At 33.9% G+C, this 17985-nt stretch carries 20 protein-coding genes and 1 tRNA gene; 15 read left to right on the top strand and 6 right to left on the bottom strand.

Annotated elements, in window-relative coordinates:
- Positions 1 to 138: 138 nt before the first annotated feature.
- Together K5781_RS06885 and K5781_RS06890 are read left to right on the top strand one after the other, a co-directional pair.
- Positions 139 to 540, top strand: coding sequence for a hypothetical protein (locus K5781_RS06885; protein WP_297442096.1), 402 nt, complete (start codon positions 139 to 141; stop codon positions 538 to 540).
- A gap of 366 nt (positions 541 to 906) precedes the next feature.
- Positions 907 to 1986, top strand: coding sequence for a CFI-box-CTERM domain-containing protein (locus K5781_RS06890; RefSeq protein WP_297442098.1), 1080 nt, complete (start codon positions 907 to 909; stop codon positions 1984 to 1986).
- Between the two features lie 184 nt (positions 1987 to 2170).
- Here the strand turns inward: K5781_RS06890 and K5781_RS06895 are convergent.
- Positions 2171 to 2245, bottom strand: a tRNA-Glu gene (locus K5781_RS06895).
- 112 nt (positions 2246 to 2357) lie between these two features.
- Here K5781_RS06895 and K5781_RS06900 point away from each other — a divergent pair.
- On the top strand, positions 2358 to 3242 hold the full coding sequence (locus K5781_RS06900) for a hypothetical protein (RefSeq protein WP_297442100.1): 885 nt from the start codon (positions 2358 to 2360) through the stop codon (positions 3240 to 3242).
- Positions 3243 to 3295: 53 nt separating this feature from the next.
- Positions 3296 to 3439 carry a hypothetical protein gene (locus tag K5781_RS06905; protein ID WP_297442102.1) on the top strand — a complete coding sequence of 48 codons (144 nt, stop codon included), beginning with the start codon at positions 3296 to 3298 and terminating at the stop codon, positions 3437 to 3439.
- 36 nt (positions 3440 to 3475) lie between these two features.
- Here the strand turns inward: K5781_RS06905 and K5781_RS06910 are convergent, their stop codons facing one another.
- Positions 3476 to 3643, bottom strand: a complete 168-nt coding sequence (locus K5781_RS06910; protein ID WP_297442103.1) for a hypothetical protein — start codon at positions 3641 to 3643, stop codon at positions 3476 to 3478.
- A gap of 124 nt (positions 3644 to 3767) precedes the next feature.
- Here K5781_RS06910 and K5781_RS06915 point away from each other — a divergent pair, with 124 nt between their 5' ends.
- Complete coding sequence (locus tag K5781_RS06915) at positions 3768 to 5258, top strand: peptidase (RefSeq protein WP_297442105.1); 1491 nt, start codon at positions 3768 to 3770, stop codon at positions 5256 to 5258.
- A 44-nt stretch (positions 5259 to 5302) separates the two neighbouring features.
- Positions 5303 to 5662 carry a tetratricopeptide repeat protein gene (locus K5781_RS06920; protein WP_297442107.1) on the top strand — a complete coding sequence of 120 codons (360 nt, stop codon included), beginning with the start codon at positions 5303 to 5305 and terminating at the stop codon, positions 5660 to 5662.
- A gap of 12 nt (positions 5663 to 5674) precedes the next feature.
- On the opposite strand, the gene K5781_RS06925 is transcribed toward K5781_RS06920, so the two are convergent.
- Complete coding sequence (locus K5781_RS06925) at positions 5675 to 6151, bottom strand: hypothetical protein (protein WP_297442109.1); 477 nt, start codon at positions 6149 to 6151, stop codon at positions 5675 to 5677.
- Between the two features lie 81 nt (positions 6152 to 6232).
- Between K5781_RS06925 and K5781_RS06930 the strand changes: the two genes are divergently transcribed.
- A complete protein-coding gene (locus K5781_RS06930) occupies positions 6233 to 6877 on the top strand; it encodes a hypothetical protein (protein WP_297442164.1) in 645 nt (214 codons plus the stop codon).
- Here K5781_RS06930 and K5781_RS06935 read toward each other — a convergent pair.
- Positions 6858 to 9104 carry a beta-propeller domain-containing protein gene (locus K5781_RS06935; protein ID WP_297442111.1) on the bottom strand — a complete coding sequence of 749 codons (2247 nt, stop codon included), beginning with the start codon at positions 9102 to 9104 and terminating at the stop codon, positions 6858 to 6860. The genes K5781_RS06930 and K5781_RS06935 overlap by 20 nt on opposite strands.
- A gap of 128 nt (positions 9105 to 9232) precedes the next feature.
- On the opposite strand from K5781_RS06935, the gene K5781_RS06940 reads away from it, so the two are divergent.
- Positions 9233 to 9985, top strand: coding sequence for a winged helix-turn-helix domain-containing protein (locus tag K5781_RS06940; RefSeq protein ID WP_297442113.1), 753 nt, complete (start codon positions 9233 to 9235; stop codon positions 9983 to 9985).
- On the opposite strand, the gene K5781_RS06945 is transcribed toward K5781_RS06940, so the two are convergent.
- On the bottom strand, positions 9986 to 10306 hold the full coding sequence (locus tag K5781_RS06945) for a nitroreductase/quinone reductase family protein (protein WP_297442115.1): 321 nt from the start codon (positions 10304 to 10306) through the stop codon (positions 9986 to 9988). It lies immediately after the preceding gene.
- A gap of 88 nt (positions 10307 to 10394) precedes the next feature.
- On the opposite strand from K5781_RS06945, the gene K5781_RS06950 reads away from it, so the two are divergent.
- The 7 genes from K5781_RS06950 to K5781_RS06980 all read left to right on the top strand — a co-directional run bounded on the left by K5781_RS06950 (position 10395) and on the right by K5781_RS06980 (position 17670).
- Complete coding sequence (locus K5781_RS06950; RefSeq protein WP_297442117.1) at positions 10395 to 10847, top strand: hypothetical protein; 453 nt, start codon at positions 10395 to 10397, stop codon at positions 10845 to 10847.
- A 228-nt stretch (positions 10848 to 11075) separates the two neighbouring features.
- Entirely contained in the window at positions 11076 to 12074 is a 999-nt protein-coding gene (locus tag K5781_RS06955; RefSeq protein ID WP_297442119.1) for an ATP-binding cassette domain-containing protein, read from the top strand.
- The gene (locus tag K5781_RS06960; protein ID WP_297442121.1) at positions 12071 to 12856 is read left to right on the top strand and encodes an ABC transporter permease; all 786 of its coding nucleotides are present in this window, start codon (positions 12071 to 12073) and stop codon (positions 12854 to 12856) included. The genes K5781_RS06955 and K5781_RS06960 overlap by 4 nt, the downstream gene beginning before the upstream one ends.
- A 60-nt stretch (positions 12857 to 12916) precedes the next feature.
- Entirely contained in the window at positions 12917 to 14482 is a 1566-nt protein-coding gene (locus K5781_RS06965) for a 6-bladed beta-propeller (protein ID WP_297442123.1), read from the top strand.
- Between the two features lie 98 nt (positions 14483 to 14580).
- The gene (locus K5781_RS06970; RefSeq protein WP_297442125.1) at positions 14581 to 16173 is read left to right on the top strand and encodes a hypothetical protein; all 1593 of its coding nucleotides are present in this window, start codon (positions 14581 to 14583) and stop codon (positions 16171 to 16173) included.
- Between the two features lie 112 nt (positions 16174 to 16285).
- Positions 16286 to 17371 carry a sodium-dependent bicarbonate transport family permease gene (locus K5781_RS06975; RefSeq protein WP_297442127.1) on the top strand — a complete coding sequence of 362 codons (1086 nt, stop codon included), beginning with the start codon at positions 16286 to 16288 and terminating at the stop codon, positions 17369 to 17371.
- Positions 17368 to 17670: a DUF3240 family protein gene (locus tag K5781_RS06980; RefSeq protein ID WP_297442129.1), complete on the top strand. Its 303-nt coding sequence runs from the start codon at positions 17368 to 17370 to the stop codon at positions 17668 to 17670. The genes K5781_RS06975 and K5781_RS06980 overlap by 4 nt, the downstream gene beginning before the upstream one ends.
- Here K5781_RS06980 and K5781_RS06985 read toward each other — a convergent pair.
- The gene (locus K5781_RS06985; RefSeq protein ID WP_297442131.1) at positions 17667 to 17966 is read right to left on the bottom strand and encodes a metalloregulator ArsR/SmtB family transcription factor; all 300 of its coding nucleotides are present in this window, start codon (positions 17964 to 17966) and stop codon (positions 17667 to 17669) included. The two genes, K5781_RS06980 and K5781_RS06985, sit on opposite strands and share 4 nt — an antisense overlap.
- Positions 17967 to 17985 lie beyond the last annotated feature (19 nt).

A 17985-nucleotide genomic window follows, 5' to 3' on the forward strand; every position in this document is an offset into this window, starting at 1 on the left:
AATTATTCTTCTTAATTTTGTTATTTAAAGAAACAATTTTGAAACAAAAGTGAAATGTTTCCATCATGTTTTGTGACTAGTCCAATCTCTAAGATAAAAAAATTATAACTAATTATGATGATTTTACATTAGATTATCATGAATAATTTCAATTATTTTTTTACACCTGTTGGCCCAGAATATAAGAAAAAATTTGCAAGAAATGTTGGCATTGGCTTTTTGCTGCTTTTTGCATTTTATGGTGCTTGGAATTTATTCAGCGATATTTCTGAACCTGAAATCATTTCAAATGATTCAAATCTTGAAGAATTAATTGATACATTCAAAGAAAAGTATTCTGACCGTGAGATCACTGAATTTCCTGATTCCAAAGGTGTTCCATACAAATATTCTACAAAAAAGGGTGACAACTATGTTGATTTGATTTTGGAAAAGGATCGTATTGTGTTGAAGACATGGAGTGGTGATGGTGATACGCTTTGCATAGTTTCAAATCCGTTTCCAAGAGATATTTTGGATAATTGTCCTCTAAAGTGGTAATGTGATAGAAATGGATAGAAATCTTCTTTTGTTGATTTTAGGTTCAATTGGGGCTGTATCCTTGGACATTTTTCTTTTAGTTTTATGCTGCGTGTAGATATCTAACAGTATTTGACGTGCAAACCAATTGTTTTCTAAACCAATGTGGTATGGTAGAGAATCCTGATTAGAGTACTATTGCAGTGTTGAAGTTTTAGTTTGACACTCTCATTTTCTTAAGGAAAATTGTTATTTTGATTCAAATCTCTAATTGTAATTTGTAACATTTGAAATTTTTAAGATCATCTTTAAGTAGAATATTAGAAATATTATTCTGTATTGTGGCAAAAACTACTCTTTACTATTTTATTATTTTCTATAGGAGGATTGTTTCTACCAACTACTGTTTATTCTGCATCTTCTGCTGAATTACAAACAGCCTATTCTCAAGGACAATCAGATGCATCTAAAAAATACGGTGAATGCTCTGGTGCTGCAGACAAGGATAAGAATTTGGGAAAATCCCCTGATCCTTCTGCAGCTTCATATGAAATCGTGGGAACTATTATCAATCCATACGGTGCATCCAATCGTGATTTACAAGATGAATGGGCCAATGGATTTGTTTCCAAGTGTTCAGAATCTTATATGAGTCAATTTACTTATGACTCTGAATATTCTGGAGAAACTCAATCTTTTCAATCTTCTGGTGTGTGTTGGAATAAAGGATTTAGTGATGGTATGAATGGTGGTAGACCTGAACCACAAAAAGCTTCTGACCAACTTGCTCGTTCAAGTGTACCTTTTCAAAAATTGAGTAATGCTGGAGCCTCAACTGAAGAAAAGAATGAATTTATTCAAAGTTTTTCTGTAGGGTGTAAATGGCATTATACTCTAGGATATGAAGAGTTTCAAAAGAAATCTCAAGAAGAATCTGCCAAAGATATAATTGGATCAGTACAAGAAGATTTTGATAACCTACTGGGCGAAACTGAAAAAAAAGTTACAGAGTCCATTCAAGGTAATACAGATCAAATGGCAGATGAATTAGGAAAAAGTATAGGCGAATCTATAGTTCCTGATGTTGATCTAAAGTCGGGAGGATGTTTAATTGCAACTGCAACATATGGAACAGAGCTTGCACCACAAGTACAATTCATGCGAGAAATTAGAGATAACACTGTACTAAGTACAACTTCGGGTGCAGTATTTATGACTGGATTTAACCAATTGTATTATTCATTCTCACCAACAATTGCTGATTGGGAAAGAGAAAACCCAATGTTCCAAGAAGCAGTTAGAGCCTTTATCACTCCTATGATTTCAACACTATCCATTATGACCTTGGCTGAAGATGGTTCAGAAGTTCAAGTTTTAGGACTAGGAATTTCTGTAATTGTATTAAACTTGGGAATGTACATAGCAATACCAGCTGTTATTGTTTGGCAAGTTAAGGAACACATCTAATACTTGGATCATCTTTAAGTAAAATTCCCTCATTGTGTGTAGTGTATGCTCGATTTATTCTATCTGCATTTTTAGGAATTGTCTTACTGGCTCATTCTTGCAGTCAAGAATATGATTTCCTACAATTCACCTGATCAAACTTAGTGCAAAAATTGGGGGCGTGTATATATCCCCAAAAGTGTAATGCTCCCATCGGGATTTGAACCCGAGTCTTTGGCTTGAGAAGCCAAAATGCTTAACCGGACTACACTATAGGAGCTTGATAAAAAACAAATTAAATCTTAATTTAAAGGAAATGTTTTGACTTTGCATGAATTGGTAAATTTTTGTGAGTTAATTCCTTTATAGAAAAATCCTATCAAGCAAATTAGTTGAACCTTAAGAAATTTGTTGAAGACAATGGTTTCTCTGATTTTCCTGTTGGATTAGGAGGATGTAGGACTTCTAACCTGTCTTTTGATTCTTGTGATTATGATCTATTTGTTTTTGATGAAAAATCTGAACCTTCTAGTATTATGAAATTTGATGACGAATTTGTTGTAATACATCATGCATCTTTATCAGAAACTAATTCAGAAAAACTTCTTCAATATCATCAATTGGATATCATTCATGATGAATCTTGGAATTTACGAATGTTTATTTCACAAATTGATAAAAAACACGTTTCTCTGTTTTCTGACTTTGCAAAAAATTGTTTGATAGAGTCCCAATTCTGTTGTCAAAAAACTAAAGAATCTATTCAATCCTCTGATGCATTTGCACCTTGTTGGCAAAAATGTGCCAGTGTTTATTTGGCAAATGCGATTTCTTCAATTAACCATCTTCGTCCTAGTCCTTCTCATATGCTTGATGTGTTTAGAAAATTAGAAAAAAATCCCATCAATGAACATATTTCAATCCTCAATCAAACTGTAGGTATCGAGAGAGCCACTCCAATTTTGTTAGAACGTATGCTCAAATCAACTATTGGTTTTTCTGACTTGGTTGAGAACAACAACCACTCTGAAATTATTCAACAAAAACATGATTTTTTTGTAAAAAACTCGATGCTATCTGATTGCTATTTCTATTTCGTATTTGTAAACAAAGAAAACTATGTTAAAATTAAAAATACATTAAATCGAAATCAGGATCTTATACACATTCTAAAAATAGCCTTTGATGTTGAGGCTGACTCAAACCTTCTTGAACAACAATCAGAAATTATTCAAAAATCTTGTAATGAAATCCTTGAGACCCTAACAAGTGCGTAGAGTTCTATCTTAATGTACTAACCTTTTAAAATAAGTAAAATCCCTAGTTTACCATGGTAGATCAAGCATGTGGATGCGAAGCAGATAGCGGCGATCCAGATTACTCATGTGATTGTGCAATGCAAGGTCATTGTATATGCAGTGCTGATTGCAAATGTAGTACAGACGTTTGTAAAGAAGCAACTAAAGATATGTGATTGGATTAGTTCCAATACTAATTTTTTATTTTTTGATTATTCTTCCTCTTCCTCAAAGCCCCATGATTTAACTAATTCCTTTTGGAACTTGTCTGCTTGTTTTTCATCTAATGCAAATCCACAATTTTTGTGAGTAGGAACAACAGTCATTCCATCTAATTTGAATTCTACTTCAAACAAGTGAACTTTTGGGCATTCGCACATTTCTGGAATTTCTGTACTTATTCCTCTATATTTGCTTATTTGAATTAGAATTCACTACTCTTTTTTCTCATTTTTTACATATTTGAAAAACGTTTAACTATCCGTTTTGTGAATTTTGATCAGTTTGAAAGGCTCATTATTACTTATTTCAGCTATCACTGCACTTCTTTTAGGTTCACTATCAATTCCATCTGCTTTTGCACAATTCCAATCTGGAGGTGTTTCTTCTGATACTGTTCCTGATGGCAGTTCTTGGTATGCTGGTGAGGGTCTCAAACAAGGTGATTTCTTTTCTTATTCAATGTGTCATGTTGATTACAAAGAATGCTCCAAATTTGAAATGGATATGTGGATAAAAGGTGACAAACAAGTTGGCAGTGAAACAAAATGGTTGGCTGAAGTTGCAGTTTTTGATGGCAAAAAAGTAATTGTTGGTGAAATGGAGCTTGGAAAAATTGCTCCTGAACCAACTGGCGGTAGTACTGAATTAGGCGTTTATAGAGGAGCTTTCAAATCTTCTATAGTTTGGTTATCTGCTTTTGCAACTTCTGATGATAGCTCTGGTGGAAAGGGACCAAAAAAATTTAGTGATAAATCTTGGGGTAAGATTGGAAACATTGGTGGGGAACAAGTAGTGCCAATGAAAATTGAAAATATTGTTGTTCCTGCAGGTTCATGGGAAACAGTTCAAGTAGGATGGAAAACTGGCGGTGTTACAAGTAAGGTTTGGATCGTAGATGATTTTCCATTTCCAATAAAAGCTAAAACATTCACTCATGTTTCTGAAGGAATTCCTCCAACAGAATACGAGTTTACTCTGTTAGATTACAAAGAAAACGTTTCCAAATCTCCAATTGCACAATATCACTCATCTGCAGACGAGTTTCAAGCTGCTGGATGTGAAACTGATTTTGAAAAAGAAGTTAGTGTAAAGAAACCTACAAAGAATTTTGATTATCAAATTCATGCATTTTATGGCCCTGAAGATCCTGTCAAAGGATGTGAAATGCAATGGCTAATCAAATTTATCAGCAAATATGATGACACTGAATTTTTGAATCAAGTTCAATTTGATTTCCTAGTGGTTGATGATAATTTGAAGCCTTTAAGATCTATTGCACAAGAAGAAGGCAGGGATTATCTTTATTCTCCATCTGGACAATACATACTTGATATGATTGTAAAAGAAGATCCTGGCACTGTTAATTATGTTGTTTGGGTTTATGGATTAGCTCGTGAAGGCATAGTTCCAAATGTTGCATCTGATTTTCTTAAAATCCCTGTAACAATTTATGCAGGTGATGGCACAATTCCTTCTATTCCTGATCCTGTTCCAACTCAAGAAATCCCCTCATGGATTAAGAATAATGCAGGATGGTGGGCTGATGGGGCAATAGATGATGATTCTTTTGTCCAAGGAATTCAATTTTTGATCAAAGAAGGAATTATGAAGATTCCTCCAACTTCTCAGGGTGCTGCTGGTGGAAGTAATGAAATCCCCTCATGGATTAAGAATAATGCAGGATGGTGGGCTGATGGGGCAATAGATGATGATTCTTTTGTTGGTGGTATTCAATTCCTTATTGAAGAAGGAATTATGAGCGTATCTTCCTAGTCTACATTCAAATTGTGAATACTATCTAAAAATTTCTAGTAATCATGGTTGGTCTTTTCAAACATCCTAAACGTAAAATCAAAAAATTACTCAAAGACGGTGAATATGATGAAGCAATAAAATTTGGTCAAGGTTTAGAATCTGAATATTCTGATGATCATGATTTTATGTTTATCATGGGCAGTGCTTTTTTTATTGTTGATGATGCAAAAAGAGCATTACCTTATTTCCAAAAAGCATTTGAATTAGATAATGATGATGTTGAGACTCTTACTTTGAAAACAAATGTACATTTGGCCTTGGAGCAGAAAAATGAAGCAATTGAATGTTGTCAACGTATTCTTAAACTTGAACCAAAAAACACTGAAGCTCAACAACTACTTGATGAACTTGAATCAGTGTAATTTTTGAAATTATTATTTCTTTTTCATTTCATATGCATTTTTCATTAACCAATTACAAAATGCTGTGACATTCTCATCAAAATCAGTCCATATGTGCACTGAATGAGGTAGAATGTCTATTTTCCATTCATCTGTAAACACCCTTACTCCTTCTTTATTTTCATACATGTATGCATCTTCTGTTTTTACTTCTCCTAACATTTCAACTGCTTTTTGTTTGATAATTTCTCTATCTATTGGAAATCTTTTTCTGTCATAATCTATAATTAAACTCAAATCTCTTTTTCCATATTTTTCAAATTCTTCTATCTTTCCTTGTTTTGGAAAATTTACAATCAATTTGATGCTGTATTTTTTACCAACTTCTTTTCCTATTTCTACAATTCTGGTATATGCCATTGCAGGGTTTTTGTTCAAAAGAAATCTAATTTGAGCAAGATCTTTTTTTAATTGTGCCTGCAAATCTTCTACTAATTCAGAAAATATCATAATTCATTATTGAGAAATTCCTATTATAACCATTAATTTCTCTCAAGATTGGTTTTTTTAGAACTTGTACTAGTTGCTAGTATGGCCATGCCTATGGATTTTGATGGAATGAGAACCGATGATGCTTCATTAAGAACTGATAATGTGGATGATTACAAAAGAACCTGCATTGATTTTATCGAAGACATATCTCATGATTATGAGGCATGGGTTGACTATTACAAATTGCCTGAAGACGAAGATAAACGACGCCGTGCAGGAATTCGTGCTACCATTACTAGAACAAATGAATGGATTGCAAAAGTCGCTCAATCCATTAAGGCAGTTGATGTTGTCATGAATGATGGTATTCAAAAGATGGCAGAATCTACTGCTGGAAAACCTCTTGAAATTGGCGTTTTTGTAAATCACAAATCTGGATACACTGAAACAAATCCTGGCATAATTGATGTCAATGTCAAGGGTGCTGGAAGAGAAGGAAGAAAAATGAAACTTGGATTTCATTTTAAAGATGACCGATTTAGAATAGAATCTACATGTGATGCATATTTGGATGAGGTGGATCTCCCTACTCAAGAATCTGACATGTTAGATGTTCACTTGAAACTTCATGCAGAAAATGGAAAGCCTCGTGATGTCATTTCCTTTACTGTAACTCTAAGTGAGATTGAAAATGATGTGGAGTTTGATAGACGCGGCGTTTCAACTATTGTACATTTGGTATAGCTTCACGTACAACTTCTTCATCTATATACTCCATAAATTTTCCAGTATTTTCGAGTTTTATTGAATTAATTTCTTCTAGATCTTTCAAGGAATTCATCTTCAAAAATCCTTCAGAGGCAGTATACAAGATTTCGTCAATATAGAATGTTCTTGCATTGCCCATTCCGTAATAACGTGAATCTTCGGCAGAGTGAGTTACTGTACCTTTAAGATTAAATCCTTCAGATTTATCCAAATCAAATACATAGAACCCACTCCATCTGTTGTACTCTGGGGCAAACATCTTGGAACTTGAATTTTCGTTTAGATTTTTAGCGTCTCCACTTATCGGTACTGATAGGACACCGCTCTTTTTATCAAAAAAGAATGCCTTATGATCATACAATGCTTCTGAATGTGTTGAACTGTCTCCTATTACAAATTCATCGGCAACTTTTGGATTATTCACATCTGCTACATTAAACAATGCAATTTTGATTCCAAGTTGTTGTACTCTGCCATTCTCTATTTCTTTTGTGTCCCTGCCCAATCCAATCACATGTTCTTCATCATATGGATGCAAATAGTTTGAAAATCCTGGAATCTTTAGTTCTCCTAAAATCTTTGGTGTATCCGAAGATAAGTCAATTACGAAGAACGGGTCGATTTGTTGGAATGTGACTAGGTAAAGTGTATTCCCCATGAATCGTGCTGAGAAAATACTCTCATCTGGTGCAATATCTTCTAGTTCCCCTACTCTGTTTAGCTGTTCATCAAGTATGTATACTGCATTTGCTCTAACTGTACCCTGATGTTGAATATAGTATTCTGTGGTTGTTGCAACTCTAAATCTATCTCCATTTTCGTCCATAGAGAATTGGTTTAGCAATCTTCCTGGAACAGAACCCTTTGCAACATATTCTATTTTGTCTTCATTGATTGAAATTTTATGAATAATTGTTTTTCTTGTATCTTCTTGAATTTTTGCATCATACTCGTTTAGCGCTTCTCTTATTTTCTCAAACAATTTCTCTTTTACCTGTTTATCCATCTCATTGTAGGAATCTTGCATTAGTTCTGAGATCTTTATCCATTGCTCAGATGAACTCAATGAAGAATCTTTTTGGATATTTTTTATTTTGTCTTGAATATTATTTGGTAGTAAGGGAACAATCACATCATAGAATCTATCTCGTGAAGAGTTTTCATAAAATCCGAATGGCATATTTTGTTGATATGTCAAATAGAAGTTGTTCTCTGAAACATAAAATGAACCTGTATATCCCATCAAAAAAGTCTCAGAGTTTATTGTATCTCCAAATATGTCGATTGCAGTTAGTGTGTTGAAGTTTGAAAATTCTTCAACATTGTCAAAGTAAAATGCTTCTGGAGTCATGATTCTTACAGAATTTTCCATGATTACTGGAAGTCTTGGGTATTGGTGATTGATATTGCTGTTTGTAACAAAATATGCATAGTCTCCAATCATTCTTGCATCTCTGAAATGACCATCAATCGAATAGTCTTTGAGAATAGTTGGGTTTTCCTTATCTGATACATCTACAATCAACGCATGAGTAACTGGGCTGTAAGATGGTCGTGGAACAAAGTCAAACTGTGGAATTACCTCCTCATCACTTTGTCCGTTGTAAAATATTACCAGTCTGTCATTGTTGAGGAACATATTTTGAATATATTGAGATTCAATGTCTAGAGCAATTTTGAGAATTAGCTTTGCATCTTCTGCTGGATATGCATCAATTATTGATAATGTGTTTCTTGAAACAATATAGACATATTTTGAATCATTTTTGAGATAGTCTGGCTCATCTACATTTTGTACCTGGACATTTGTTGTTGAATAATCAGTTCCACCTGCCACTTTTGAATTTTCATTTGATGGCATTGGTTCTGCTGCTGGAACAGGAGCTCCCGTGGAAACTGCTGACTCCATCATGGCATCATCCATTGCCATAGTTCTGATTCTGGGATCATAGAATGCTCCTCCAAAAGATGAAGTTGTTTCAAGGATTGATACTAGCTCTTCTTGAGATGAAATCCTCTTAATGTCATTTGTTCCTTCAAAGAATTTAGAAATCGATTTATCTACATAGATGATTTCTGGCTCTATAGTTTCAGTCACCGTTCTTATCTGTGGTTCTTGATCAAAACCAATTGCATACATTATGCCTGCTGTTGCAATTACCGAAATGACTACTGCAATTGGAATTATTATTTTTGAACTCATTTTTATCATCTTTTCTGAATCATCGGTTTTAGTGATTACTATTCTTTGGTAGTTTGGAATAAAAGGATTAGTGAAAATCCAATTTTACCAAACAATTTACATATACCAGATTTACACTACCAACTCTAATGTCCTTTGATGAAAATTCTGGAGATGAGTTTACAGAAAAAATCAAAATTCTTGCAACTGATGATGACAAAATAAAGTCTTTTGGTGAGTTATTTACCAATGATTCTAGTCGTGAAATCTTACAATTGCTGTTCAATGAAGAATTAACTGCAAATCAAATTGCACAAAAAACAAAAATCTCACTTCAATTGGTGAAATACCACTTAATCAAACTACAAGATTTAGGTATTGTAAAAATCTCTAAAATTGAAAAAAATTCAAAATCTCAAGATATGAAAGTTTACACTGCCACAAAATTTAGTATTGTTATTGTTCCTCCAAAACTTTCTGAAAAAACTAAAGAAAGTAAATTGCTTGTACGTTCTTTTCGACATATTTACAAAGTAGCCGGACTTGGAATTGCAACTGGAATTTCTGGATTACTTTCATTATCTCAATTACCAAAAAGTAAAGAAATTTCTTTAGATGATTCAATTACAAGTAGACAGTTTGCTGTTGAAGAGTCTTCTAAAAAGATTGAATCTTCTGAATTTCTTGCAAGAGATGAATCGTCGGAACCTGTGGCTGCTTCTGCACCAATGATAGAATCGGAAACAGAAGATTTTGAACACAACGCTGTTGATATTGCAGAAACAATTGTTGATCCTGATGCTGTTTTTTCTGCAACTGATTTATTCTTGCCTCTTGTTGCAATTACAATTATTCTTGCTGGTTTGACTATGTTCTATCTGTGGAAATCAAAGTCAAAATAACTATGAATCAAGCGTAACTTCAATTGTGACTCTTTTCTCTTTTGCTCTTTCTTCTCCTGGGTATTTTAAAATTGAAATTTTTTTATCTAGTTCTTCATCTTTGACAAGCTTTGCTTTCCCTGAAAATATTTGATCCTTGTATTTTATTTTAACATCTGGATTGTTTACTGCATTTTGGAACCAATCGCCATCTGGTCTGTGTCGTGAAAAATAGATTTTTCCATTATAATTTACTGCTCTGAGCATTACCGAATGTTCTTTGCCTGTCTTTCTCCCTTTGGTGGTTAGAATTGGCCTGAACAACTCTTCTTTAATTTCCATGCGTGATTCTCTTCTGTCAAGTAATTTAACCTCATTGCTAGAAAATTCTGATATTCGATATGATAAGCAAATCTGTTGATTTGGCTACATGTCCGTAAAACTAGAAGGAATGCCAAACAATTTGGCCACTGCAGATACTTTTACTGGAAAAAAAGTCATAGATAGAGAAGGAATTGAATATGGCAAAGTCAAACATATTCACATCAATCAAGAAACACTAGCTGTGAACGGCGTCACTATTCATCAGGGATTCCGTAGAGATTATTTTCTATCTGAAGATTATATTGACAAATTTTCTGAGGAAACATTACTTCTTAGCAGGCCTCCTGTGAGAACTGGAATCCAAGTAACTGATATTGACAGACACAAAATTGGCAAAGTAAAAAGATTGCACAAGAATTCTGACACCAATGAATTAGAATCAATTGAGGTCAGTGACGGTTTGATGCATTCTAAAATTCTATCAAAATCTGACATTTGGGGCGTCGGAGAAAAAGTCATTTTGCGAATGACCAAAGAAGAATTCAAAAAACTCGAATAATTTTTCTAACTTTCTTTTTTTAAAATCGATTTATTGATTACTCTGTTTTTTTAGAACAGATCTCGCATACAGGAATTCCTTCCTGAACTGATATCTCGACATTTGATGAGTGACATTTTTGACACAATCCTTTCATATCGTTCATCAGACATTTGGTCTTTAAATTTTTTATGAGGATCGAATAAACAAATACTTAGCAATTTATAATTGACAACTACGATCAATGTATTGTATTCAATAGAGACTAAATCCCTAACAAAATCTTTTGGCGATGTAATTGCAGTAAACGATGTTTCATTCTCTGTTAAAAAAGGAGAAATTTTTGGTTTCTTGGGACCTAATGGTGCTGGAAAAAGTACAACAATGATGATTCTTACTACTTTGCTAAAACCTACATCCGGAGAAGCTTTGATTGCTGGATTTGATGTTACTGCAAATCCAAAAAAAGTTAGAGAAAATATTGGATATGTCCAACAAGAATCTACCGTTGATGAGTATCTTACCGGTAGAGAAAATCTTTTACTTCAAGCAAAATTAAATCATATTCCAAAAAACCAAATCAACAAAAGAATTGATGATGTTTTAGAATTGATTGAACTTGTTGAAAAACAAGATCAACCCGTTGTAACTTATTCTGGAGGAATGAGAAAAAGACTAGATATTGCTGGGGGATTACTACATCGACCCAAAGTATTGTTTCTAGATGAGCCTACGGTTGGGTTGGACATTCAAACTCGTAGAAAGATTTGGGAATATATCAAGAAAATCCACACTGAATTTGAGATGACAATTTTTGTCTCTACTCACTATATGGAAGAAGCAGATCAGCTTTGTGATCGAGTTGGAATTATTGATGATGGAAAAATTCAAGTCATTGATTCCCCAGAAAACATGAAAAATGCCATGGGCAATGAAGTCATATCGATAATAATTGATGAAGGTAAAAACCATGAACCCTTCTTGACAGAGATTAAGAGCATAGAATTTGTAAATAAAATTAATCAGGATGGGTTGAAACTTACTTTATTTGCATCAAATGGAACAGAAGTGATTCCAAAGATTTTCCAAATCTCATCAGAACTTGAAATTAAAATCAAATCTATATCCTTAACTCAACCAACACTTGATGATGTTTTCATTTCTTATACTGGACATGAAATCAAAGATGATGATTCTGGATTTAATAGAAAACGTGAACATGCAAAGATGAAGAGGTTGCGTGCATGAACAGTTTGCTTTATGATACATACACAATATTTTGGAGAGAGTTAAAGAGATACAAAAAATCACGCAGCGGTGTTTTGATCAGATTGATACAACCTGCAATTTGGATCATAGTTATTGGCAATACTTTCTCTGGAACACAACCATTGATTCAATCTGTTGGTTTTGAAGGAGAATATATTGAATTTATGGCACCTGGTGTAATTATTCTCACTGCAATTTTTACCAGTATTTTTGGAGGTGTCAATACTTTATGGGATAGACGTTATGGTTTTATGAACAAGGCATTATCTTCTCCAATTTCCCGTTCTGCTATAGCATTAGGAAAGATGGCTGCAATCTCCTTGATTGCTGCATTACAAGCTAGTTTGATTTTGGGAATTGCTTTGGCAATTGGAGTTAATTTCCCTAACCCGATAATGATTGCACCAATCATGGCAATTGTTATTTTGTTTTCATTGGGATTTTCTGGAATCTCTGTAATGATTGCAGCTACTGCAAAGTCCCAGGAGACTTTTTGGGGCATGATCAATTTTCTTGGAATGCCATTATTCATGCTCAGTCCCGCATTATTTCCGTTGGAGTTACTTCCTGATTGGCTTGCAGTAATTGCTAAACTTAATCCAGTTACTTACACTGTGTTACTTGTTAGGGAACTTATGACTGGCGTTTCTGAGGGTGGAATCCCTATAATTTTGAGCCTTGGAATCTTGGTGGCATTTGTTTTTGCCATGGTTGGACTTGCAAGTTATGTGTTTACGCGTGAAGTAAACAAGCCTTTTTGACAATAATTGTAACATTAGCTAACCTTGGTAATGTTTCTCTAATTTTGAAATGAATACTCGTTGAAATTTCTTTATGCTACAATCATTGCTTTTACGGCTCTTTTAATCACTTCTTCTATTACTACATCTTATGGTTTTGAAAACTATGATCCGTTGGATACATGGGGACAATATGGCTTTTCAGAACCTGGCCATTTTGTCAACCCTCAGTATGTCGCAGTAGGTGAAGATGGGAGTGTGTATGTGACTGATTTTGGAAACAAACGCATTCAAAAATTTTCAAGTAACGGTGAATATCTTACACATTGGGGCAATAGCGGAAAACAATTAGGCGATTTTTACAATCCTTCTGGCATTGCAGTAAGTGATGACTCTGTGTTTGTTGTAGACAGAGACTTGAATCGCATTCAAAAGTTTTCTTTGGATGGAGAATTTATTAAAACATGGGGAAAGAAAGGAACCTCTGATGGCCAATTCTTTTATCCTAACGGAATAACAGTAAGCAATAACCTTCTATATGTTGTAGATACAGGAAATCAAAGAATCCAAATATTTTCTACTGATGGTGACTTTGTTTCATCATTTGGTTCTAGTGGGTTAGATCCTGGCCAATTTCTAAATGTTGTTGGTATTAGCTCGGATGTGGATGGAAATATTTTTGTTACTGATAAAGGAAATAACAAAATTGAAAAATTTAATGCTGATGGTGAGCTGTTAACATCATTTTCATTTTATTTTCCAAGTTATGTGTTTGCTCCAGAATCTATAGTTATTTCACCTTTTGGTGACATATTTGTAGTAAATTCTGCCGATGATAGAATTTTACATTTGAATGAGAATTCTGATTTACGTCTAAACCAATTTGCTCAAAACGGTCCATATCCTGATACTTTTGAGAATATCTCTGGGTTGGCAATTGGAATTAATGGTGAATTACTAGTACTTGATTCTAAAACACATGCTATCCAATTATTTGAAACTGAATTTTTTGAACAACCTGCAGAATCCTACTATGTTGCACCTGTTGAAGTTAGACCTCCTCACAGAGATCAAACTAAACCTGAAATCACTGCCCCTGACTCAATCGTAGTAGAGGCAGAAGATGTCCAAACAGATGTCTCTATTGGAATTGCCACAGCAACTGATGCAAGTGGAATTAAAACAATCATTAACAACGCTCCTGAAGGATTCAAGCCTGGAATCACCAATGTTATTTGGATAGCCTTTGATAATGCCGGACATAGCGCTACTGACTATCAGCGTATTACTGTAAACACATGTGGTCATAATCCTTCCACATACAATCTCATTGAAGGAACATCTGGAGATGATGTCATTTCTGGAACCGATGGAGATGATTTGATCTTTGGAATGGGAGGCAATGATCTAATCTCTGGAGGATTAGGAAATGATTGTATTTTTGGAGGTAGTGGAGATGATATTATTTCAGGTAATGAGGGTGATGATACAATTAAAGGAAATTCTGGTCATGACATTCTGAAAGGAAATTCTGGAAATGATTTGATCTATGCAAATTCTGGCTCTGATGTGATGGATGGCGGTGAATCATTTGATAGATGTCATGTTGATTCCGATAAAGATCTGACACTAAATTGTGAAGAATAGAAATAAACTATATAGTTCTATTACTCTATCTATCAGTATATTTTAAAAATAGAAAATGATCATGTCTCTTATACTGTAAAAATTATTTTTACAACATAATGACTTGTAAAAACGCAAAAAACATTGCAATATTTAGTATTGTTGCATTATGTGCAATAGGATCATTTGGAATCACAAATGTATTTGCTGAAGAATCTGAAGAGGCAACTACTGACTACTCAATGGCAGATGATGTAGAAGCTATTTTCACATTTACCTTCCGAGATGGGATTGAAGTACATAAATTCCCTATTTTTAAAATGGGTCAGAATTTTGTAGATAATAGCGGTGTTTCATTCACTGTTGAAGGAATAATTACTAAAGCTCCTCATTTGTACAAAGCACTCGATGAATCATTCTTCTACCGTTTACAAACAACTGGTGGTAGTAGTTATGAGTATGATTATCGTTACTTTGAAGTAGATGTTGATTTTGTCAAAAATGGCAATTCTGTAAAAACTCTGAACTACTATAACTGTGAAATTGAAGACTATCAGGTAACCACTCTCAATGATGACTATGAAAGTTATTTATCTTCTAAAACTGGATTTGCAGTAATAGATGAAATTGAATTTAATTGTGGTGGATTAGAAAAATCAGAACATTCTAAATCTAGAACTGTTGATAGAACACTTAATGACTTTGGTGCTCTTGACTATACATTTGCAAATGATGTTAGAACTAGTGTGACATTTGACTTTGATGATGGTATGGAAAAAATTGAATTCCCATACTTTGAGTTAGTTTCAGGATTTGCTGAAAGTGCAGATACTGTTAGTGCTCAATTCAAAGTAGAAAGTGTAGTTGGAGATTATCCCTTATTGTACAAAGCAATTGATAACGCCCGTAAAGTTTCTGGTTTAGGAACCGCATTCAACACTGATTTTGATGCCTTGGTGGAATTTACTAAAGACGGTCAAGTTCTAAGAGGCTTTGATTTCAGAGATTGTATTGTAGAGTCTGCAGAGATAACAACCTTGTCTGATAAAGAAGAGGGCTTTACAGGAAAAAGCGGCTTTGCTTTAGTTCAGGAAATTCAATTTCAATGTTCAGGACTTACCCCTATCAATGATCATTTGAAAACAATAAAAGGTGATGTTCCTAGTTGGGATAATGCACTAATTCATAATGCATTACCAAATCACGAATTCCCTACAACTAACAATGTACATGCAGTAGCAACATTCACTCATCTTAAAGGACAAGAAATCATTGACTTTCCAATCTATGATCAAGGTACGGTTCTGACTCGTTCAAATCCTACCTTCACGCTAACAGGAATTGTGACAGATACTCCTTTGTTATATTCAGCAGTTGATATTAATCAAAAACTCAAAGGACTTACTGGTACTCACCAAATTGTGGATGTATTCGAAGTTGATGTTGATTTGATGAAAGATGATGAAGTGATTAGAGGCTTCAATTATGTTGATTGTAGAGTAACTGACTATGTTGTAGAATCTCAACGTGATAAAGAAGAAAGTTACTTCAAGGGATTTGCACTTTCAAATACTATTAATTTTGAATGTCAAGGATACCATCCAAACAACCCTGTATATGACGCAATGTTCAAAGTAGACAAAGCAAACACCCCAAGCTCAAAAGATCTCAGCAACACCCAAAAGTGGCGTCCTGATTTCACTGCTAATTAGAGCATTTTTTCTTTTCTTTTCTTTTTATTATTTACGATCAGCATCGTATATGCTGTTTGATTTTTAATAATACCTTGGTTTTTATTTCCGCAAAAATTTTTTCAAACATTCAATGGACATATTACAATTAATTCAATCAAACCTGCTTACTCCGATAATCTTGTTTTTCTTGTTTGGAATAATTGCAGCCAGAATAAAATCTGACTTGAAAATTCCTGAAGCCATATCTGAATTTTTACCCATCTATCTTCTTGCAGCAATTGGACTTCATGGTGGAATAGAAATGAGAAATACTGGATTTGAAAATATGTTGATTCCAATGTTTGCAGCAATTGGACTGTCTTTGTTGTTTACACTAAATCACTATCAAATTTTACGAAGACTAGGAAAGTTCAATCTTTTTGATTCATATGCATTAGCATCTACATATGGTGCTGTAGGTGCAGTACATTTTTCTGTTGGTTTATCCTTTTTGAAAAATCAAGGAGTCGCTTCGGAAGGATATATTGCAGCAATTCTTGCAGTACTAGAACCTCTTGCCTTCATTTTAGCAATATTTATGACAAATATGGCAGTTTCAAAACAGATCAAAGCAAAAAAACAATCTTTTGCAGATGATGGCTCTTCAGATATAGATGTTGGTTTAAACCAAACAAAGACAAAACTCTCAAAAGTATTACATGAATCTATAACTGGTAAAGCAATTGTAATTCTTCTTGGCAGCATTGTGATTGGTTACATTATTGGTGAAGATGGTTTTGAATCAATCAAGATTGTATTTGATGATATGTTTACTGGGGCAATAGTGATTTTCATGATTGAAATGGGTATTATTGCTGGCCAGAGACTCGATGATATCAAAAAAGTAGGTATTTTTCTTACTGCATTTGCCATCATCATACCTGTATTCAATGGAACAATTGGTGTTTTAGTTTCAACTGCGCTCGGATTAAGCATAGGGGGAGCAGTCATGTTTGGATTGCTGATGGCTAGTGCTTCTTTTATTGCCGCACCTGCAGTTTTACGACATGCAATTCCTCAAGCAAAACCCAGCCTATACATTACATCTGCCTTGGGGATAACCTTTCCATTTAACATCATTGTCACGTTACCCATCTTGTTTACAATATCTACACTTGTTCATACTGGAGAAGGAACGATAGACTTATTCCATTACATTACTGAGGGGTTCTTGTGAAACTGTATAATGTTAAACTGCTTACCATAACTTGTGAGATTTTAGCACAAGAAAACATCATTGATATTCTCAAAAAACATGAGATCACTGGATATACAACATATGAAGTTGATGGGAATGGTGCACGTGGAATCCGCGGACAAGGTCTCAAAAATGAAAAAAATGTCAAAGTGGAAGTAATTATGCGCGAGGAAAAACTTCAAGATGTCGTTGAAGAAATTTCAAGAACATTATTTGCAAATTTTGCAATTGTTCTCTATGTTAGTGATGTCGGTATTGTACGAATTGAAAAATTTTAACAACAATTGTCATCTGAACATAAAACTGGAATTTTTTTACTTGTTTTAGTCACTGTAGAAATCAATTCTGATAGTTGGTTATTTGAAATTGCATACATTGCTTTTTTACCCTCGTCTCTTGATTTGACAATCCCGCATTTTTTCAATGTTTTTAGATGATGAGATACTAGCGGCTGATCTTTTTCTAATTTTTCTACAAAATCATTGACACACAATTCTTTATTTTTTTGCAACAATTCTAAAATCTCAAAACGTGTCTCATCACAAATGCATTTTAAAAGACTAACACCATTCATATCAATTTAGATTTATATA

The organism is Nitrosopumilus sp. (assembly GCF_025699255.1).
Classification (GTDB): Archaea; Thermoproteota; Nitrososphaeria; order Nitrososphaerales; family Nitrosopumilaceae; genus Nitrosopumilus.